At 68.5% G+C, this 19,081-nt stretch carries 19 protein-coding genes; 9 read left to right on the top strand and 10 right to left on the bottom strand.

Annotated features, from left to right (window positions below; translation table 11 throughout):
* Window positions 1-286: 286 nt before the first annotated feature.
* The 6 genes from U4012_RS08845 (at window position 287) to U4012_RS08820 (ending at window position 4,896) form a co-directional block, all read left to right on the top strand.
* Window positions 287-706 (top strand): HIT family protein, encoded by a 420-nt coding sequence (locus tag U4012_RS08845; RefSeq protein ID WP_044848523.1) that lies wholly within the window; start codon window positions 287-289, stop codon window positions 704-706.
* 256 nt (window positions 707-962) lie between these two features.
* Window positions 963-1,130 (top strand): hypothetical protein, encoded by a 168-nt coding sequence (locus U4012_RS08840; RefSeq protein ID WP_185500310.1) that lies wholly within the window; start codon window positions 963-965, stop codon window positions 1,128-1,130.
* 166 nt (window positions 1,131-1,296) lie between these two features.
* Complete coding sequence (locus tag U4012_RS08835) at window positions 1,297-1,956, top strand: isoprenylcysteine carboxylmethyltransferase family protein (RefSeq protein ID WP_321797790.1); 660 nt, start codon at window positions 1,297-1,299, stop codon at window positions 1,954-1,956.
* Window positions 1,957-2,333: 377 nt separating this feature from the next.
* Window positions 2,334-2,774: a hypothetical protein gene (locus tag U4012_RS08830; RefSeq protein ID WP_124486109.1), complete on the top strand. Its 441-nt coding sequence runs from the start codon at window positions 2,334-2,336 to the stop codon at window positions 2,772-2,774.
* A gap of 698 nt (window positions 2,775-3,472) precedes the next feature.
* Window positions 3,473-4,309 carry a bifunctional allantoicase/(S)-ureidoglycine aminohydrolase gene (locus U4012_RS08825; protein ID WP_124486110.1) on the top strand — a complete coding sequence of 279 codons (837 nt, stop codon included), beginning with the start codon at window positions 3,473-3,475 and terminating at the stop codon, window positions 4,307-4,309.
* An 89-nt stretch (window positions 4,310-4,398) separates the two neighbouring features.
* The gene (locus U4012_RS08820) at window positions 4,399-4,896 is read left to right on the top strand and encodes a hypothetical protein (protein WP_321797787.1); all 498 of its coding nucleotides are present in this window, start codon (window positions 4,399-4,401) and stop codon (window positions 4,894-4,896) included.
* A gap of 90 nt (window positions 4,897-4,986) precedes the next feature.
* Here U4012_RS08820 and U4012_RS08815 read toward each other — a convergent pair whose 3' ends face one another.
* Complete coding sequence (locus U4012_RS08815; RefSeq protein WP_321797785.1) at window positions 4,987-5,781, bottom strand: aminoglycoside phosphotransferase family protein; 795 nt, start codon at window positions 5,779-5,781, stop codon at window positions 4,987-4,989.
* A 240-nt stretch (window positions 5,782-6,021) separates the two neighbouring features.
* On the opposite strand from U4012_RS08815, the gene U4012_RS08810 reads away from it, so the two are divergent.
* Window positions 6,022-8,127, top strand: coding sequence for a PBP1A family penicillin-binding protein (locus tag U4012_RS08810; RefSeq protein ID WP_321797783.1), 2,106 nt, complete (start codon window positions 6,022-6,024; stop codon window positions 8,125-8,127).
* Between the two features lie 8 nt (window positions 8,128-8,135).
* Window positions 8,136-8,747 carry a trimeric intracellular cation channel family protein gene (locus U4012_RS08805; RefSeq protein WP_044849048.1) on the top strand — a complete coding sequence of 204 codons (612 nt, stop codon included), beginning with the start codon at window positions 8,136-8,138 and terminating at the stop codon, window positions 8,745-8,747.
* Between the two features lie 139 nt (window positions 8,748-8,886).
* Here U4012_RS08805 and U4012_RS08800 read toward each other — a convergent pair whose 3' ends face one another.
* From U4012_RS08800 to U4012_RS08760, 9 genes are all read right to left on the bottom strand, one after another.
* Window positions 8,887-9,714, bottom strand: a complete 828-nt coding sequence (locus tag U4012_RS08800; protein WP_321797782.1) for a heme ABC transporter ATP-binding protein — start codon at window positions 9,712-9,714, stop codon at window positions 8,887-8,889.
* Window positions 9,715-9,731: 17 nt separating this feature from the next.
* On the bottom strand, window positions 9,732-10,820 hold the full coding sequence (locus U4012_RS08795) for an iron ABC transporter permease (protein ID WP_321797781.1): 1,089 nt from the start codon (window positions 10,818-10,820) through the stop codon (window positions 9,732-9,734).
* 15 nt (window positions 10,821-10,835) lie between these two features.
* On the bottom strand, window positions 10,836-11,744 hold the full coding sequence (locus tag U4012_RS08790; protein ID WP_415750365.1) for a heme/hemin ABC transporter substrate-binding protein: 909 nt from the start codon (window positions 11,742-11,744) through the stop codon (window positions 10,836-10,838).
* On the bottom strand, window positions 11,741-12,832 hold the full coding sequence (locus tag U4012_RS08785; protein WP_321797779.1) for a hemin-degrading factor: 1,092 nt from the start codon (window positions 12,830-12,832) through the stop codon (window positions 11,741-11,743). The genes U4012_RS08790 and U4012_RS08785 overlap by 4 nt, the downstream gene beginning before the upstream one ends.
* A gap of 49 nt (window positions 12,833-12,881) precedes the next feature.
* Entirely contained in the window at window positions 12,882-15,158 is a 2,277-nt protein-coding gene (locus U4012_RS08780) for a TonB-dependent hemoglobin/transferrin/lactoferrin family receptor (RefSeq protein ID WP_321797777.1), read from the bottom strand.
* 269 nt (window positions 15,159-15,427) lie between these two features.
* Entirely contained in the window at window positions 15,428-15,655 is a 228-nt protein-coding gene (locus U4012_RS08775) for a hypothetical protein (RefSeq protein ID WP_044849044.1), read from the bottom strand.
* A 71-nt stretch (window positions 15,656-15,726) separates the two neighbouring features.
* A complete protein-coding gene (locus U4012_RS08770; RefSeq protein ID WP_321797774.1) occupies window positions 15,727-16,110 on the bottom strand; it encodes a DUF6232 family protein in 384 nt (127 codons plus the stop codon).
* Between the two features lie 144 nt (window positions 16,111-16,254).
* Window positions 16,255-16,515, bottom strand: coding sequence for a DUF2866 domain-containing protein (locus U4012_RS08765; protein WP_321797772.1), 261 nt, complete (start codon window positions 16,513-16,515; stop codon window positions 16,255-16,257).
* A gap of 222 nt (window positions 16,516-16,737) precedes the next feature.
* Window positions 16,738-17,898: a porin gene (locus tag U4012_RS08760; RefSeq protein ID WP_044849041.1), complete on the bottom strand. Its 1,161-nt coding sequence runs from the start codon at window positions 17,896-17,898 to the stop codon at window positions 16,738-16,740.
* Window positions 17,899-18,204: 306 nt separating this feature from the next.
* Between U4012_RS08760 and U4012_RS08755 the strand changes: the two genes are divergently transcribed.
* Window positions 18,205-19,011 (top strand): MetQ/NlpA family ABC transporter substrate-binding protein, encoded by an 807-nt coding sequence (locus U4012_RS08755; RefSeq protein ID WP_044849040.1) that lies wholly within the window; start codon window positions 18,205-18,207, stop codon window positions 19,009-19,011.
* Window positions 19,012-19,081: the final 70 nt, after the last annotated feature.

Raw genomic sequence — 19,081 nt, 5'->3', positions numbered from 1 at the left:
ATGACTCCGGTTGATGATCGCGAGCAGTCATCCCGGCTGCCGGCCTGCGCAGCGCGCGGATGTCCGGCGCGGATCCGCGGTCTTGACGTGCGAGTCCGCACTCGAAATAAACGGATCGCGACGGCCGGATATTCCATCCGGCGACGGGCATTGCACGCGAGTCGGCGCGCATTGTTCGCCGCCATGGCGACACGGCCTGACAAGTTGAAATCCGGACCGCCGTCGGCCGATAATCGTCCGGCATCGTTCCCAGTCAAACCGCAATCGCAAACATCGGAAAACGCCCATGTCCTACGACAACAACAACCCGTTCGCCCGAATCCTGCGCGGCGAACTGCCGTGCGTGAAGGTCGCCGAAGACGACGCGACCCTCGCGATCATGGATCTCATGCCGCAGGCCGACGGTCACGTGCTCGTGATCCCGAAGGAGCCGGCCGCGCAGATCTTCGAGCTGTCCGGCGACGCGGCCGCGGCCGGCATTCGCATGACGCAGCGCGTCGCGGCGGCCGTGCGCGCGGCGCTCGGGCCGGACGGCGTTTTCATCGGCCAGTTCAACGGCGCGGCGGCGGGCCAGACGGTCCCGCACGTGCATTTCCACGTGATTCCGCGCTGGGAAGGCGTCGAGCTGCGGATGCACGCGCGCGACATCGCCGATTCGGCGACGCTCGAATCGGTCGCCGAGCGGATCCGCGCGCGTTTCGTGTAACGCGTAGACGGCGCGTAGTTCGGGCGGCGCCAGCGGGCGCTTGCCGCGACGCCGTGCGCGCCTGTTTCAGCGGTCACACCACGTAACACGTGTAACCGCTCGCGAAACGTGTCCCGGTGGCCCCGGCGCTAGACTCCGCGCATTGCCGCATCGAGCGACGGGAAGGGCCGGTTGTCTCTTCCGTGCCGGCCGTCGCAGGCTGCGACGGCGTGGTTTTCGCGAGATGCAACGTGCCCTCTTCGCCGGGAATCGAGTCATGTACAAAATCCTCATCACGTTTGCGCTGATCGGCGGCCTGTCCGGCTGCTATGTCGCGCCCCCTTACGGCTACTACGCACCCGCGCCGGCCTACTACGGCTATGCGCCGGCCTATTACGCACCGCCCGTCAGCGTCGGCATCGGCGGCAACTTCCGCATTCGCTGACCGGGCGGCAGGCGCGGGCGCCGCCCGCACGTCGAGCGGCCCCGTCGTTCGACGCTTGGCCGCCGCTTCCCGCACGGACGACTCGCGCGCCGCATGACGGCGCGCGTGCGCATGGCCCGCCCGGGTTCCTATACTTCACAGGAAAGCCCACTCCGGCGAGGCAGCCATGGCCGTTACGCGCAAGGTCGCAATCGTGGCGAGCGTCTCCACGCTCGTCTATCTCGGGCTCGCCGTGCTCGGCATCGGCGGGTTCGCCGCCTTCTTCTCGCATCCGCAACTGACCGTCATTGCCGTCGCGACGCTCGCGCTGGCCGTCGCCGCGTTGTTCACCGAAGGCAACCTGAGCGCCGGCGAACGCGAGAACCGCGACAACCGCTGGGTGCTCGCGGCCTTTGCGGCCAGCGGGTTCCTGCTCGCTTACCTGCCCGCGCTGACCGACCGGCTCGACGTATGGACCTTCGGCGGCGACACCGTGCGCTGGACCGGCGTCGTGCTGTATGTCGCGGGCGGCGTGCTGCGCATCTGGCCCGTGTTCGTGCTCGGCAAGCGCTTCAGCGGGCTCGTCGCGATCCAGCCGGGCCACACGCTGGTGACGGACGGTATCTATCGGAGAATTCGCAACCCGAGTTATCTCGGCCTGCTCGTCAATGCGGCCGGCTGGGCGTGCGCGTTCCGCTCGGGCATCGGGCTGCTGCTCGTCGCGTTGACGATGATCCCGCTGGTCGCCCGCATCCGTTCCGAGGAAGCGTTGCTGCGCGCGCAATTCGGCGCCGAATACGACGCGTACTGCGCGCACACGTGGCGGCTGCTGCCGGGCGTGTACTGACCCTCGTTCGTCCTGGATGGCCCGGTCGATCCCGGCCGGCTCGTGGCGCACCCGCGATGTGTTGCCACGTGTGTCCGAACCCGCGCGACGGGCGCTTCCGGCACCTCCTTCGAGTGCGGCCGGCCCACGGCCGGAGCCCGTACCGGCGGGCTTTGCAGGCGGTTTTCGGCAACCTTTTCCGGTCCCGTTGCGGTAAACAACTTGTTACCAGAATGTCGACGGCAAGGGGGCGCGACCGATGCTATTCTTCGCCGCAAGCTCATTGAAATGAATTGGTCCGGGATTCGGCACAATGCCGGCATCGACGTCGATCGATTCGGATCGTCGTAACGAGCGGACCTTTAATAACCAGATTGCGAACAAGGAAGAATACGGGAATGTGGAAGAAAATCGCCCCCACTCTCGTCGTCGCCGTGCTGACCGGCGCGACCGCACTGCCGGCAATGGCCGGTGACATGAACAACGCGCTTGGCGGCGCGCTCGGCGGGGTTGCCGGCGCAGCGGTCGGCGGCGCAGTCGGCGGCAGCACGGGCTCCGTGATCGGCGGCGCGATCGGCGGCGGCGCGGGTGGTGCCGTGACGTCGAACCGTCGCGAACGCACCGGCGCGATCATCGGCGGCGCACTCGGCGGCGGCGCGGGTACCGCGGCCGGCAACGCGATGGGCGGCCGCACGGGCGGCCTGCTGGGCGCAGCCGTCGGCGGCGGCGCCGGCGCGGCGCTCGGCGGCAACCTGTCGCGCAACTCGTACGACCGCGGCGACTATGGTGATCGCGGCCATCGTCACCGCAAGCATCGCCATCACCGCGACTGGGACTGATCCCCGCGGGCGCGGCACGGTGCGCGGTTCGCGCACCGGCGCGCCCGACGCGTCGGCACTCGATCCGACAGCCGGCCCGGCAGCTTCAGCCGGGCGGCCGTCGCCGGCAAGACCGGCACCTTCTCCCCTTCGGCAGTTCATGCCCAGCCTCGTTCGACGGGTTGGCGCCTCTCTCCTGCCTGACTTTTCCCGCTTGTAGACGGCATCTCCCGTTGCATCGACATGCAGCCGGGCAGGTTCGGCCGACCCCGTTTCGATATTGCTGATCGACGCGTTGGCGTCCGGTCATCAGGATTTCCCTCATACGCCGACGCATCCGCGGCACGCGTTCGCCGGCCGTCGCGCACCGCGGCGGGTAGTGGGAAATCGAATGGATGGCATCGCAACATTTAATTGGTCGATCAGGATCGACTTCGCTATCGTCAACGCTGCCCGCGTACGGAATCGAACCGTGCCGTCCCCCGTGCCCCGCCGCATCACCCCGAGTGTCCGCGGCCCGGCCGCCGGACCCGCAAGCATGGGGCGCCCCGCTCGCTGAACCGGGCGGACCCGTCGCGAAGCCTGGCCGACCGAACGAAGGCGCCCGCGCTTTCAAGCCACCCCGGCAACGATGTCCCGCCGCCGCATGCGTGCCCCACGCGCGTGCCGCGCCTGCCGTTGCGACCCGGGGCCGGACCAACCCATTGCCTGGATGCTTTATGTCTAAGACAACGTATTACGCGCCGCATGGCGGCCACCCGCCGCAGACCGATCTGCTGACCGATCGCGCGATGTTCACCGAGGCGTACGCGGTCATTCCGAAGGGGGTGATGCGCGACATCGTCACGAGCTGGCTGCCGTTCTGGACCAGCACGCGCCTGTGGGTGATCGCGCGTCCGCTGTCGGGTTTCGCCGAAACCTTCTCGCAGTACATCGTCGAAGTGAACCCGGGCGGCGGCAGCGACAAGCCCGAGCAGGACAAGAACGCCGAAGCCGTGCTGTTCGTCGTCGAGGGCGAGGCCGAGCTGACGCTGCAGGGCAAGCAGCACACGCTGAAGCCGGGCGGCTACGCGTTCATTCCGCCGGGCGCCGACTGGACGCTGCACAACGTCAGCGATGCCGCCGTGCGTTTCCACTGGATCCGCAAGCACTACCAGGTCGTCGACGGCATTCCGCTGCCGGAAGCGTTCGTGACCAACGAGCAGGACGTCGAGCCGATCCCGATGCCGGGCACCAACGGCGCGTGGGTGACGACGCGCTTCGTCGACATGAGCGACATGCGTCACGACATGCACGTGAACATCGTGACCTTCGAGCCGGGCGGCGTGATTCCGTTCGCCGAGACGCACGTGATGGAGCACGGCCTGTACGTGCTCGAAGGCAAGGCCGTCTATCGCCTGAACCAGGACTGGGTCGAGGTGGAAGCGGGCGACTTCATGTGGCTGCGCGCGTTCTGTCCGCAGGCTTGCTATTCGGGTGGCCCCGGCCGCTTCCGTTACCTGCTGTATAAAGACGTGAACCGTCACATGAACCTGACGCTGAATCCGGCGCGTTAACGCGCCACCGCGCAAGTCGGATACGAAAGCCCGCCGGTGCAAGCCGGCGGGTTTTTTTCATTGTGACCTGTGACCCGTCCGGAAACAGATTGACACGTTTTGCGGACGCGAAGAAGCGCCGGATAGAGCAAGGAATCGAGCGGAAGCAGAATCGATCGCTAAACCGAAATCAGGCCCGCTACCGCGTGGCCTCTATTACATTGTCGACAGACAGACTGGCGGTCGCTTGGGACGGCTCCATGATTTCGCGCGCACGGCGCAACGGTTCCGATTCCGGGCACCGCCATCAAGGCATATGGAATCGTCGAGGTCTGGTAATGAAAGCGGTTCGCTACAGCATCAATTTTCTTGCAACGGGCGCTCTCGGCGTGCTGCTCGCGCGTTGGTTCGTCCGACTTCTAATCGAGACGTCGATCCCGTCAACCCTCGAATCGGTGATGGCGCTTTTCGGCGTCGACACAATCGCACATGCCGATGATGTTGAAGGAGTCGGGCTCCTTCTCGTTCTCGGGGCGTGTCTCGGTATCGCCGGTCTGATCGTATGGGGCGCGAATCGGTTGATGCGGCGATCGACGCGCCCCGGATGACCGATGACATTCGCACGAATCAACTCGCCCATCTGAAGTGGGCTTTTTTCGGGCGATGCGATGCGGCCGGCGCTGCAGTGCGTTCGCGTGCTACAGACTCAGCGCGTTCGCGGCCAGCCTCGCGACCTCCAGCCGCGTATCGGGCGGCAACTCATTTTCCATCAGCCACACCGCCGACAAGCCCGCCCACGCGAAGATCCACTGCAGCAGCCGGCGCCGCTCGAGTTGCGCTGCCTCGGCAACGAGCACGACGCGACGCTCGAAGCGCGCGGGATCCACAGCGATGTCGTGCGCGGGATTGCAGAACAGGTTCGCGTAGTCGAACGCGCGATCGCCACGCAGCCCCTTCGGGTCGATCGCCAGCCAGCCGCGATCGCCGAAATACAGCAGGTTGCCGTGATGGATGTCGCCGTGCAGCACGACGTCATCGACGGGCGGCACGGCCAGCAGCCGGTGCGCCGTCTCGGCCGAACGCCGCAGCACGTCGTCGTCCGTGTCGTGCGACAGCAGCGCGTGGAACCAGTCGGGCAGCGGCACGACCGCGGGCGGAGCCGGTGCGCGATGCGCATGCAGCCGCGCGACCACGCGGCATGCGATCCGGATCGCGTCGTCATCGTGTCCCGCGGCGGACAGGCCGGTGAGCGTCGGCGCCGGCTGCGCGCGTTCGAGCAGCACCGCGTCGCTGTCGTGCAGCCACACGCGCGCGGCGCCATCCCCGTTCCACCAGGTCATCAGCGCATTGCCGCGACGCTCTTCGTCGCAGGTCGCGACTTTCAGCATTGCCGGCCGTGTGCGCCAGACGACCGGCAACAGGCCGCCGCTCGCGGTCAGGATCGGGCCGCCGTCGGGAACGAGGCCCCACAGGTCGAGGTATCGATCGAACATCCGACGATGGTACAAGCGAACCGGCTCGCGCGCCCGGTGCGCTCGGCCGTGACGACATGCCACAGGTCCGCATGCACCGCGCGAGCGGCTCCGGCGCGCTTTCCTAAATAAAATTTAGCCAGCCAAACTTTGGCTGAAGAATGTTCCGGTTTCGCGGCATCCCTTCGACAATGCGCGCCTTTCGCGACGATCGGCGCCGCTCGCGCGCCGGCCGTCGCGGCACTGAAGAAGGAGCCCGACATGACCGACCCCACCGTCAACCCATCGCCGCCGTCCGCACCGCCACGCCGCCCGCGAGCATGGCGCATGCTCGCGGGCGCGCTGCTCGGCCTGACGCTCGCGAGCGCGGGCATCGGCGCATGGACGATTCACCGCATCTGGACGCAACTGCCGTCCGTCGAACATCTGGCCGCCTACCGTCCCGCGCTGCCGCTGCGGATTTTCTCGCGCGACGGCGACCTGTTGGCCGAGTACGGCGTCGAGCGCCGTGAGTTCGTGCCGCTCGAACGCATTCCGCCGCTGATGCGCCACGCGCTGCTCGCGGCCGAGGACGCGAAGTTCTACCAGCACGGCGCGATCGACGTCGGCGGCCTCGCGCGCGCGACCTTCGCGAACGTCGTGACCGGGCAACCGGGGCAGGGCGGCAGCACGATCACGATGCAGGTCGCGCGCAATTTCTACCTGACGCGCGACAAGGTGCTGAGCCGCAAGCTCGCCGAGATCCTGATGGCCATCAAGCTGGAGCGCGAATACGGCAAGGACAAGCTGCTCGAGCTGTACATGAACCAGATCTATCTCGGCGAGCGCGCGTACGGTTTCGCGGCTGCCGCGAACGTGTATTTCGGCAAGCCGCTCGACGCGCTGAGCGCGGGCGAGGCGGCCGTGCTCGCCGGATTGCCGAAGGCGCCGTCCGCGTTCAACCCGGTCGTCAATCCGGCGCGCGCGACCGCGCGGCGCAACTACGTGCTCGGCCGCATGCATGCGCTCGGCGAACTCGACGATGCGACCTATCGCGCGGCGCTCGACCTGCCGATCGCGCTGGCGACCACGCCGCCGCCCGGCATCGTCGCGGCGCCGTACGTCGCGGAGCGCGCGCGCCGGATGATGGTCGAGCGCTTTCACGACGACGCCTATACGCTCGGCCTCGACGTGACGACGACGATCTCGATGCGCGACCAGCGCGCGGCCGAGGCCGCGCTCGGGCGCACGCTGCGCCGCCAGCCCGGCAAGCGCGATGCGCGCAACGGGCTCGAAGGCGCGCTCGTGTCGCTGGATGCGGCGACGGGCGACATGCTCGCGCTCGTCGGCGGCGCGGATTTCGGACACAACGTGTTCGACCATGCATTGCAGGCGTATCGCCAGCCGGGGTCGAGTTTCAAGCCGTTCGTCTATTCGGCGGCGCTGGAGAAGGGCTACTTCCCGGGCGTGCTGGTCGACGATACGCAGCGCACGCTCACGCATGCGGAAACCGGCGCGCGGCCGTGGCGTCCGCGCAATTTCGGCAACCGCTACGAGGGCTTCATCCCGGTGCGGCGCGGGCTCGTGCGCTCGAAGAACCTCGTCGCGGTCAACCTGATGCAGGCGGCCGACGCGCGCTACGTGCAGCAGCACGCGGTGGGCTTCGGTTTCGACGCGCAGCGCAATCCGGCGTCGCTGCCGCTCGCGCTCGGCGCGGGCGCCGTGACGCCGCTCGAACTCGCGAGCGCGTACGGCGTGTTCGCGAACGGCGGGATACGGATGGTGCCGCGGCTGATCCTGTCGGTGAAGCAGCGTCATGGCGGTGCGATGTACGAGGCGACGACGCCTGAAGGTACGCGCGTCGTGTCGGCGCGCAATGCGTTCGTGATGGACAGCATGCTGCGCGACGTCGTGCGGGCCGGCACCGCGCGCGGCGCGCTCGCGCTGCGTCGCGACGACGCGGCCGGCAAGACGGGCACGTCGAACGGCTCGAAGGACGCGTGGTTCGCCGGCTATTCGTCGGGCATCGTCGCGGTCGCGTGGCTCGGCTACGACACGCCGCGCACGATGGGGCGCGCGACCGGCGCGACGCTCGCGCTGCCGGTCTGGCTCGACTACATGAAGACGGCCGTCGACGGACGTACGCCGGTCGATGCGACGCCGCCGCAGGACGTCGCGCTCGTCGACGGCGATTTCGTGTACGCCGAATACACGCGCGGCACCTGCACCGCCGACATGCCGCCGTTCATCCGCAGCCGTTTTGCCTGTGGCGGTGCGCCGGCGTCCGATGCGCCGGACGGGCGCGGCATGCCCGGCGAGCCGATGCCGGCCGCCGTCGACGCGGCCGAGCGCGAACGCGTGCTCGACCTGTTCCGTACCGAAGACTGAGGCGCGCGATGCATACGCTTTATCTGATCGCGATCGTCGCGGAGGCGATGTCGGGCGCGCTGATGGGCATGCGGCGCGGGATGGACCGCTTCGGGCTCGCGCTCGTCGGCGCGGTCACGGCGCTTGGCGGCGGCACCGTGCGCGACGTGCTGCTCGGCCATTATCCGCTCGGCTGGATCGCGCACCCCGAGTACCTCGTGATCACGCTCGCCGCGGCGACCGTCGCGTCGTGGGCCGCGCGGCACGTCGCGCGCATGAAGACGCTGTTCGTCACCGTCGACGCGATCGGCCTCGCGGCGTTCACGATCATCGGCTGCGACATCGGCGCGTCGACGGGCACCGCGCCGATCATCGTCGTGCTGGCCGGTGCGATCACCGGCGTGTGCGGCGGGATGCTGCGCGACCTGCTGTGCAACGAGATGCCGCTGATCCTGCGCGAGGAACTGTATGCGAGCGTCGCGTTCTTCACGGGCACGCTGTACGTCGGGATCCAGCATCTCGGCATCGACGCGGGGTTCGCGACGGCGGTTGCGCTGGCGGCGGGCTTCACGATGCGGATGCTGGCCGTACGGCTCGGGTGGAAGATGCGCACGTTCGGTGTCGCGGACGTCGAGCGTTGAGCGTTGAGCGAGGGTGCCGCGCGGACGCGACGATACGCGTGTTCTACGTCGGCACCATGAGCGGCGGCGCCCCGTCACCCGTTTCCACCATCCTCACGGCGAACCCGTAGCACTGCGCGATATGGCCGGACGAAATGTTCTACGCCGGCACCATGAGCGGCGGCGCCCCGTCGCCCGCTTCCACCATCCTCACGGCGAATCCGTAGCACTGCGCGATATGGTCGGGCGTCATCACGTCGCGCGGCGCACCATGCGCGACGATCGCGCCGTCCGCGAGCATCGCGATCGTATCCGCGTGCCGCGCGGCGAGGTTCGGATCGTGGACGATCGCGAGCACGCCGAGCCGCCACTCGCGCGCGACCGTGCGCACGGTATCGAGCAGCCGGTGCTGGTGCGCGAGATCGAGCGCGGCGGTCGGCTCGTCGAGCAGCAGGTAGCGTGGGCCCGGCTCCGCGTCGTCGTCCGGCCACAACTGCGCGAGCACACGCGCGAACTGCACGCGTGCGAGCTCGCCGCCCGACAGCGTCGTCACGTCGCGGCCGACGAGCGCGTCGGCGCCCGCGCGTTCGAGCGCCTGCCATGCGATGTCGCGATCGCGATGCGCGATCACGTGCCGCGCGCCGCCGCGCCGCGCATGCGGATAGCGGCCGAGCAGCACGATTTCGTCGACGCTGAACGGAAACGCCGGTTGCGCGGCCTGCGGCAGCACGGCGCGCAGGCACGCGAGCCGCGGTGCGTCGATGTGCGCGAGCGGCTCGCCGTTCAGCGTGATGTCGCCGGTCACGCGCACGCCGTTCGGCACGACGCTGCCGGTCAGTTCGCCCGCCAGGGTCTTCAGCAGCGTGCTCTTGCCCGCGCCGTTGCGACCGAGCAGCGCGGTCACGCGGCCGGGTTCGATCGACAGCGACAGGTCGTGCAGAACGGCGCGGTGCCGGCGGGCGACGTCGAGATGATGGGCAGTCAGCATGATGGGTGCATGAAGGATCAGCCGCCGAGCGCGCCGCGGCTTTTCCACAGCAGCGCGAGAAAGAACGGCGCGCCGAGCAATGCGGTGAGCACGCCGAGCGGAATCTCGGCGGGTGCGGCGACGGTGCGCGCGGCGAGATCGGCGGCGAGCGTCAGCAGCGCGCCGAGCAATGCGGCGCCGGGCAGCACGACGCGCTGGTCGGGGCCGCACGCGAGGCGCACGCAGTGCGGCGCGACGAGGCCGATGAAACCGATGATGCCCGCGCACGACACGAGCGCGCCGACCGCGAGCGCGACCGCGACGAGCACGCGCCGCTTGAGCCGCTGCACGGGCACGCCGAGGTGCAGCGCCTCGGTTTCGCCGAGCTGCAATGCGTTGAGCGCGTCACGGTCGCGCGCGAGCAGCACGCAGCCGATCGCGACGCACGGCGCGACGGCCACCAGCGCGGACCATTGCGCGCCGCCGAGGCTGCCGAGGCTCCAGAACGTCAGCGAACGCAACTGCGCGTCGTCGGCGACGAACGTGAGCAGGCCGATCGCCGCGCCGACCAGCGCGTTGATCGCGATGCCGGCGAGCAGCAGCAGCGGCAGCGCGAGCCGGCCGCGCGACGCGGCGAGCCGGTAGACGAGCGCCGCGACCGCGAGCGCGCCGGCGAACGCGGCGACGGGCAGCACGGCCGCGCTCGCGTGCGCGGCGAACAGCGCGGGGCCGAGCACGATCGTCGTCGTTGCGCCGAGCGCCGCGCCGCTCGACACGCCGACGAGCCCCGGGTCGGCGAGCGGATTGCGGAACAGTGCCTGCATCGCGGCGCCGGCCGCGCCGAAGCCGCCGCCGACCAGCAGCGCGAGCACGACGCGCGGCGCGCGGATGTCGAACAGCACCGCGCCTGCCTGCCGGGCGGCCGGGTCGCCGCTCAGCGCGGCCCAGGCCTCGGCGAACGGAATGCGGTACGCGCCCACGCACAGCGCGATGACGGACATGACACACACGAGCGCGGCCAGCGCGGCCAGCGCGAACGGTACGAGGCGGCGCGACGCGCCGACGCGCGCGGCACCGGCATGCGATACGTGCGACCGCGCGGGGAAAGGCGAAGCATGAACAGGCATCGGGACGCTCCGGAATCAGGCGAGCGCATCCGACAGGCGCCGGTGCAGGGTCGTGACGGCGAGCGGTAGGCGCGGACCGAAGCCGAGCAGGAACAGCGCATCGAGCGACACGACGCGCCGCGCGCGGCCGGCCGGCGTCGCGCCGAAGCCGGGCGCGGCGAGCAGCGCGGCGCGGCCGCCGACCGCCGCGAGCCCTTCGTCGGAGATCAGCACGATGTCGGGGGCGGCGGCGGCCAGCGCCTCGGTCGTCAGCGGCTTGTAGTGATCGAAACCCTGCATTGCGTTGTGCGCGCCCGCGTAGCGGAGCATCGCGTCGGCGGCCGTGCGCTGGCCGGCGACGAGTGCCTGGTTGCCGGTATGGTTCAACACGAACAGCACGCGCGGCGGCTGCGCGCCGCCGGGCACGCGCACGGCGACCGCGTCGCGCGCGGCCTGCCAGTCGCGATCGAAGCGTTGCAGCAGCGCGGTGCCCGCGTCGCGCACGTTGAGCGCTTGCGCGACGCCGGTGATCTTCGCGCGCACCGAATCGACGTCGTGCCGCTCGTCGAACGTCGTGACCGCGACGCCCGCGCTTCTCACCTGCGCGATCGCGGCGGGCGGGCCGGCCTCCGCCGACGCGAGCACGAGATCGGGCCGTAGCGACAGCAGCCCCTCGGCCGACAGCGCGCGCTGGTAGCCGACCTTCGGCAGGCGCTTCGCGGCGTCCGGGTACGTGCAGGTCGTGTCGGTGCCGACGAGCCGGTAGCCGCGCGCGTCGGCGCCGCCGAGCGCGAATGCGGTTTCCGCGAGCGCGCCGCCGATCACGACGATGCGCTTCTGCGCGGCTTGCGGGTGCGCGCGGCTGGGCAGCGCGCCCGCGAGCGCACCGGCCACCGCGCTTGCGAGCACGACGCGGCGTCGCGGCTGGAACGATCGCGCGCTCACCGCGCGTCTCCGCGCGCCGCCGACGGCAGTGTCGCGACGAGCGCGCGCCAGTCGTCGCGTTCGACCTTGCCGGGCTTGCGTTCGCCGAACAGCAGCGCGACGTGGTCGCCCTGGCGATCGAACAGTTCGAGCGACGTGACGATGCCGTCGCTCGTCGGCTTCTTCACGACCCACGCGGCGGCGATCAGGTCCTCGCGCACGTGCAGGTTGAAGCCCGGGTCGAGCACGTTGATCCACGCGCCGACCTCGCGCACGTTCGCGACGGGGCCCGTGTGGATCTGGATCATCCCTGCATTGCCGACGAACACCATGATCGGCTGGCCGCTGCTCGCGGCCCGTTCGAGCACGTGACGCAGCGCGCGCGTCGCCTCGACCGGATACGCGTACCGCGGATCGGCGAGGCGCAGCGCCTGCATGCGGCTCACGCCGAAGCGCTGCGTGATGCCGAAGAACTGGTGCGTGTCGGTCATCGCGTCCCATGCGGCGCGAAAGCCCGCGACGTCGATCCCGGTATCGGCACGCTCGGGCGTTTTCGGTGCGGCGGGCACGACGTCGAGCCCCGGCTCCTGCGACGTCGCGCGCCAGCGTTCGGCGAACGCGTCGTACGCCGCGTGATCGCTGTGCGCGCGCAGGTAGACCTTGTGGATCGCATGACCCTGCGCGTCGAAGAACTGCAAACTCTTCAGCGGACCGTGCGCGGTCTCGTCGCGCACCGCGAACGCGGACGCCCAGTGACGGTAGAAGATGCGCAGGTCGATGTCGCCGAGCGCGAGGCCGACCGGGCCGTCGTGGCTCATCTGCGCATATTCGCCGTCCTTCTCGTGGACGGCCGTGTCGTTGCGCGTGAGCGCCATCACGCGGCCGAGGCGCGGCATTTCCTCGAACATCGCCGGAAAGCGCGCGTCGAGCCGCACGACGTGCCCGCCGACGAACGCGGCGAGCGCCTCGCCTTCGCTGACGCCGAGCGCCTGCGCGACGTCGCGGTTGCGCAGCTGGCGCTCGGCCTTGAGCTTGACGAATGCGTCGCGCAACGCAGCGGACGCGCGGGCCGGCGTGGCCGGCTGGCCGGGAAGGGCGGAATGCATCATGTCGGACTCCTTCAAGTAACGGTTGGGCAGGAGCGCGCGATCGCGCGCATCAGAAATCCACTTTCATGCTGACGGCGACGGTGCGTCCGGACGACGTATACGCGTCGAGCACCTGCGAATCGGCGGCGATGCCGCGCACATCCGACCAGTTCCAGTATTTGCGGTCGAACAGGTTGCGGATGCCGATCGTCGCGCTCACATGCTTGTTGAAGCGGTAGCCGCCGCGCAGATCGACGACGAACGACGACGGCGGCGCGAAGCACGCCTTGTTCGAGCAGTCGGACTTGTCGATGTCCTTGTCGCGTTTCGCGGCCTGGAACAGCAGGTCGGTCTGCACGAACCAGCGTTCGCCGGGTTCGTAGCGCACGCCGAACACCGCCGAGAACGGATTGACCGTGTTCAGCGGCTGGCTCGCCGCGCCGTCGTTCCGTGTCGAGCCCCTGGTGAACGCCATCACGGTCTTCAGCGTGATGCCGTTCGGCATGATCCATTCGGCGCGGCCTTCGAGGCCGTGGATGCGCGCGTCGGCGAAGTTCACGTACTGGAACACGGACGGGTCGGTTGGCCGGGCGCTGCCCGCGATCGTCGTGCGCGCGATGAAGTTGCGGTAGCGGCCCGTGAACGCCGCCGCGCTGTAGCGCACGACGCCGTAGCCGGTGCCGGCCTTGCCGCGCAGGCCGGCTTCGAACGTGTCGCTGGTTTCGGGCTTCAGGTTCGGATTGCCGATCGACGTGTAGCCGTACACCGGGTTCGAGAAGCTGCTGTTCACCTGGTCGGGCGTCGGCGCGCGGAAGCCGTGCGCGTATTGCGCATACGGAATCAGCGCGGGCGTGATCTCGTAGAGCACCGCGACGCGCGGCGACACTTCGTTCGCGCTCGTCGACACCGCGGTGCCGGTGAACAGCGGATCGTTGCGCGTCGGGCTCAACCGGTACGTGTCGAAGCGCAGCCCCGGCGTGACGAGCAGGCGGCCATAGCCGACCTGGTCCTGCACGAACGCGCCGAACAGCGTGTAGTCGGTATCGGGAAACGCCTTGTTCGGGAATGCTTCGCCGACGCCCGGCACCGTGCCGTCGCGCAGGTTCGTCACGCGCGACAGGCTGCCGTCGACGCCATACAGCAGCTTGTGCGCGAGCGGGCCCGTCGAGAAGCCGCTTTCGGCGAACGCGGCGCCGCCGAACGTGCGCTCCTTGTACTGGTTGTCGCGCGAGCGCGATTTCAGCGGCGCGCCGCGCGTCTCGAACGCGTATTGATCCTGCTTCGCATCCTGGTAGTAGAGCTGAACGTGTGCGTTCTGAAACCAGCGCAACGCATCGTCGCGGAAGTCGTAGTCGATGCTGAAGCGGTTGCGCTCGAGCCGGTCGTGCGTCGTGAGCCCGAGCGTGCCGGGCGGGTTGATCGCCGACAGCACGTCGGTGCTCACGCGGCGCTGCACGGTTTCCGCGGTGAATCTGATCGTGTCGCGTGCGGTGGGTGTCAGCACGAGCTTGCCGAGCAGCGATTCCGAATAGACGTCCTGCGGGTTCGACGTCGTGCGCAGCGTGCTCGCGGAATTGTCGCTGCCGCGCGTGTCGACCTCATGGCCGCGCCGGCCGTCGGCGACGATCATCCCCTGCACGCGGTCGTTGCCGCCCGCGGCCGACACCGTCGCGCCGACGCTGCGGTCGGCCGAGTCGTAACCCGGCCGGAGCGAGAAGTAGGTGGGTTTGCCGTAGATCGACAGCAGGTCGCGCGGATCCTTCGTGATGAAGTTCACCGCGCCGGTCAGCCCGTCGCTGCCGTACAGCGCCGACGCCGGCCCGCGCAGGATCTCGATGCGCTTGAGCATGTCGAGATCCGCGTAGTCGCCGCGGCCGGCTTCGAGCGGCCCGAACGAGAACGCGTTCGGCAGGCGGATGCCGTCTTCCATCAGCAGCACGCGATTGCCTTCGAGGCCGCGGATGTTGATGCTCGAATCGCCGTCGCGGCCGCCGCCGAGCGCGGCGCTGCCGGGGCGATACGCGGTGCGGCGCACCGTGACGCCCGGCTCGTAGCGCAGCGCGTCCTTGATGTTGGTCGCCTGCTGCTCGTCGAGATCGTCGTCGGTGATGACCGACACGGACGCGGCCGTGCGGCTCGCGGCGGTGGCGGTGCGGGTGGCCGTGACGGTGACGGGGTCGAGCAGCGCCGCATTGCCGCGCGTGGATGCGGCGGCGGTGGTCAGCACGGCAGGTGGCGGGTTGGCGCCTTGCAGCGACGGATCGGCGTAAGCCGGGGCGGCGGACAGGCCGAATGCGCCGAACAGCGCGGCACAGATCGGCCGCCGCGCCAGCGGATAGCAATGCACAGGTGGTCTCCCATTGACGATGACTAGCCCGAAGGCTGGCTGGGTGACGCGTTCACCTGGCTGGCCCGTTCGCGCGCGGCAGGCGGCGAACGGCGAATTGAAAGGAAATTGAGGATTCGTTCAGTGTAAATGAGAATTATTATCAATACAAGAACGTAAAGCTGGGTCTACGGACGTGCGCCGCCGGCGCGGACCGGACGCGCCGCGCAGGGGCAAATTCGGGAGAAGCGGGCCGGCGCGGGCCCGTTATAGGCGTGTGAGCAGAGGCCCTATGCGAGCGATTCGAGGCGAATCAACAGGTTGCGCGCATGCGCGATGTACGCGTCGTGTGTCGCGCGATCGCCGTGACCTTCGAAGCCGGCCTGTTCGGCGAACGCGAGCTGTTCAGCGTAGAGGTCGACGAGCGCGCTGCGTGCGTCGGGCGGCAGCGCGCGGATCATCGTGACGAGCAGCAGTTCCTGCGCGCGCAGCATGCCGGACAGCGATTGGGGGTTCATGCCGACCTCCTCGAACGACGCGGCGGCGTGCCGCTCATTTCATAGTAGGTGGTCGGCGCGCGCAGCGGAAATCAGCCGGCGGCCGTCGCCGTCCGTGCCTCGCGCACGACCTGCGCGACGCGTTCGACGAATTCGGGGTCGACGCTCGACAGCGCTTCGCGCTTGCCGTCGGGCATCTCGACCATCAGCCGGTACGTGATGTCCTGCGTGGTCCAGGCGAGATAGCCGACGACGGCGAGCATCACGCCGACGACCAGCGCGGCGCTCGATCCGCCGATGCCGCCGGCGATGGCGGCGACCACGCCGATCAGCGAGATCAGCGACGGCACGAGGCGATTCTTCGGGATCTTGACGACGTCGACGTTGCGGATGTCACGCAGCGGGAAGACCTGCCCGGCGGCCGACAGGCCGTTGCGCGTGACCATCACGCCGCGTTCGTTGAATGCGTTTTCCATCGTGTGGTGCGTGGACGAAAACGCGCAGCGTAGCAGACTTCGTTGCCGCGTCAAACGAGACCGAGTGCCGCACGATGCGTGCGGGCCGGCCGCGCTGCGGGCAGGGACGGGTAGCGAGGCGTAACCAGGCGTAACGAGGGGAAGTCAGAACTGCAGCCGGCCGTCGCCGTACAGGCGGCCCGGCACGTGCGACGCGACGACCTCGGCGATCTCTTCGTCGGTCGATTCGGCCGGCACGATCTGGCGCCGCGCGGGCGCGTCGAGATGCATCGTCCATTCGACGAGCCGGTACGGGCGGCCCCACGGGCGCTGCATCGCCACCGACACGCGGCAGCTCTGGACCGGTAGCGAATGCTGACGCGTCAGAATCGCGTGCAGATGGCTGAAAACGGTATCTTCGATCATCTTGGCCTCCGATCCTGTCTTGCGGGCAGTTGATGGCGGTGCCGTAGTGGGTCTCAAAAAAAGAAGCCGCCGATGCTCAGGCGGCCAACAGGGGGGGTGAGAGCATCCTCTCAGCCCAGAATTAAGCGAAACTTAAAAGCCCATAAAAAAGCGCCCCGCATGGAGCGGGGCGCTTCGTGCCGTCGTCATCCGCGCGATGAGCGGACGAGTTAAGCGGATGCTTTAGAACTTGTGACGGATACCGACGCGCGCGGCGATCTGGTTCGTCGCACCGTTGCCCGACGTGCTGAAGTAGCTCGTGCTCGAGCCGATCTGCGCCTGCACGTTGTTGCCCGACGCCTTCTGGCCGATGACCAGCGCGTACACGTCCGTACGCTTGCTGAGTGCGTAGTCGAGGCCGAGGTTGCCCTGGTTCCAGTGTGCCGAGTTGCCGCTTTGCGTGGCGTTCGTGTACGTGTAGCCGACGGCTGCCGACAGGGCCGGCGTGATCGCGTACTTCACGCCTGCTTCATACGCGTTGTAGAACGTGCCCGATGCGCCAGCCGCGATCGGGGTGAACTGCGTGCGCGTCCAGAGCAGCCATGCCGTTGCCGGGCCGAAGATGTAGCGGCCACCGACGCCGTACGTGCGCAGGTCGCGGATGTTCGTCAGCGCGATGTTCGCGATCGACGTCGAGAATGCCGGCGTCGACTGGCTCGGGAAGCGGATGTCCGTGTAAGCGGCGCCGAGCGCGAAGGGGCCGTTCGCGTAGTTCAGGCCGAAGCTGTATGCGCGCGACGAACCGGCCGTCGTCGTGGTGCCCGTCGTGGTCGACGGTGCGCCTGCGAAGTCGGTCGAGTTCGAGAAGCCGTACAACGCGCCGAACGTGAAGCCGGCGTAGTTCGCGCTCTGGAACTTCACCGAGTTGTTGATGCGGCTCGACGTGAGCTGGTCGACGTCGTTCACGTGGTACGCGTAGTTACCCGCGACCGTGTTGCCGCCCGTCGAGTAGTTCGAGCCGAGGATGTCGGTCGAGAACGAGTACTGACGGCCGAACGTGACCGTGCCGTATTGCGCCTGGCTCAGGCCGACGTACGCTTGACGGCCGAAGATCGCGCCGCCCTGGCCGATCGTGCCGTTGCCGCTGTTGAAGCCGTTTTCGAGCACGAAGATCGCCTTCAGGCCGCCACCGAGGTCTTCGGTGCCGCGCAGGCCCCAACGGCTGCCCTGGGCCACGCCGTCGTCGTACTTGAACAGCTTGCCGCTGCCGCCGTTCGCGGTCTTGCTGTGGTTCACGTAGCTGATACCGGCATCGATGACACCGTACAGGGTCACGCTGCTTTGTGCGTGCGCCGTGCCAGCCGTTGCTGCGAGGATGGCGATGGTCAACAGTTTCTTGTTCAAAGGATTCTCCGAGCGAATAAATGGCGTGTCCAGTTGCGGTTCCGGCGCTCTCTATGGGCGCTTTCACGGACCGGTCGCAACTTTATCGGCGGGCCACGTAATGAATGTGACAGCCTTGTCATATTACGAATCTGTGGTGCCGATGCGACATTGGATTCTGCCCGGTTGTACAGCAGGGAGTTATACCGATTCCGCCTGAGATTCGATCGGAGTGAGGAATATGCACATGAAATAAGCTTGGTTGGTGCCGGTCCGGCCCCGTGCCACGATGCGCGCTTCAACAACGACACGGGACAAGAGGACACCATGCGACGTTCGATCCTGACCGGCCTCGGCGCGCTTGCCGCGGCGCTGGCCTTTGCCGCGCCCGGCGCGCACGCCGATTCCCAGACGCTGAAGATCGGCACGATGAGCGGCCCCGACGCGCAGATCTGGACCGAGGTGACGAAAGTCGCCGCACGCGAAGGGCTCGCGATCAAGGTCATCGAATTCAACGACTACGTGCAGCCGAACGCGGCGCTCGATGCGGGCGACCTCGATGCGAACGGCTTCCAGCACCAGCCGTTTCTCGACAGCCAGATCAAGCAGCGCGGCTACAAGATCGTCAACGTCGGGCTGACCTACACGGCGCCGATGGGCTTCTATTCGAAGAAGCTCAAGTCGCTGAAGGACTTGCCGGCCGGCGCGAAGGTCGGGATCCAGAACGATCCGTCCAACGGCAACCGCGCGCTGCTGCTGCTGCAGAAGTACGGCGTGATCAAGCTGAAGCCGGGCGTCGGCAGCAACGGCGTGAACGCGACGCCGCTCGACATCGCCGAGAACCCGAAGAAGATCAAGATCGTCGAACTCGACTCCGCGCAGTTGCCGCGCGCGCTGCCCGATGTCGACGCCGCATCGATCAACACCGACTACGCGGTGAAGGCCGGGCTCACGCCGGTGAAGGATGCGATCGCGATCGAGGACCTGCGCGGGCCGTACGCGAACCTGATCGCGGTGCGCGCGCAGGACAAGGACAAGCCGTGGGTGAAGAAGCTCGTCGCGGCCTATGAATCGGACGACGTGCGCAAGTTCATCGACCAGAAGTTCGGCGGCGCGATCGTGCCGGCGTTCTGAACGCTGCGCCCGGCTACTCCCCGGCCAGGTCGCCGGGCATGCCGTCAGGCCGAAAAGCAAATCGCCCGCG

This window comes from Burkholderia sp. BCC1988, from assembly GCF_905339895.1.
Lineage (GTDB): Bacteria > Pseudomonadota > Gammaproteobacteria > Burkholderiales > Burkholderiaceae > Burkholderia.
The sequence above is the reverse complement of the archived record's forward strand: the minus strand, read 5'-3'. Positions and strand labels throughout refer to the sequence as shown.

Bases quoted from the DNA above. Each gene is read 5' to 3' on its own strand.
- U4012_RS08845 (WP_044848523.1), top strand. From the start codon at position 287: ATGTCCTACGACAACAACAACCCGTTCGCCCGAATCCTGCGCGGCGAA.
- U4012_RS08840 (WP_185500310.1), top strand. From the start codon at position 963: ATGTACAAAATCCTCATCACGTTTGCGCTGATCGGCGGCCTGTCCGGC.
- U4012_RS08835 (WP_321797790.1), top strand. From the start codon at position 1,297: ATGGCCGTTACGCGCAAGGTCGCAATCGTGGCGAGCGTCTCCACGCTC.
- U4012_RS08830 (WP_124486109.1), top strand. From the start codon at position 2,334: ATGTGGAAGAAAATCGCCCCCACTCTCGTCGTCGCCGTGCTGACCGGC.
- U4012_RS08825 (WP_124486110.1), top strand. From the start codon at position 3,473: ATGTCTAAGACAACGTATTACGCGCCGCATGGCGGCCACCCGCCGCAG.
- U4012_RS08815 (WP_321797785.1), bottom strand. From the start codon at position 5,781: ATGTTCGATCGATACCTCGACCTGTGGGGCCTCGTTCCCGACGGCGGC.
- U4012_RS08810 (WP_321797783.1), top strand. From the start codon at position 6,022: ATGACCGACCCCACCGTCAACCCATCGCCGCCGTCCGCACCGCCACGC.
- U4012_RS08805 (WP_044849048.1), top strand. From the start codon at position 8,136: ATGCATACGCTTTATCTGATCGCGATCGTCGCGGAGGCGATGTCGGGC.
- U4012_RS08800 (WP_321797782.1), bottom strand. From the start codon at position 9,714: ATGCTGACTGCCCATCATCTCGACGTCGCCCGCCGGCACCGCGCCGTT.
- U4012_RS08795 (WP_321797781.1), bottom strand. From the start codon at position 10,820: ATGCCTGTTCATGCTTCGCCTTTCCCCGCGCGGTCGCACGTATCGCAT.
- U4012_RS08785 (WP_321797779.1), bottom strand. From the start codon at position 12,832: ATGATGCATTCCGCCCTTCCCGGCCAGCCGGCCACGCCGGCCCGCGCG.
- U4012_RS08775 (WP_044849044.1), bottom strand. From the start codon at position 15,655: ATGAACCCCCAATCGCTGTCCGGCATGCTGCGCGCGCAGGAACTGCTG.
- U4012_RS08770 (WP_321797774.1), bottom strand. From the start codon at position 16,110: ATGGAAAACGCATTCAACGAACGCGGCGTGATGGTCACGCGCAACGGC.
- U4012_RS08765 (WP_321797772.1), bottom strand. From the start codon at position 16,515: ATGATCGAAGATACCGTTTTCAGCCATCTGCACGCGATTCTGACGCGT.
- U4012_RS08755 (WP_044849040.1), top strand. From the start codon at position 18,205: ATGCGACGTTCGATCCTGACCGGCCTCGGCGCGCTTGCCGCGGCGCTG.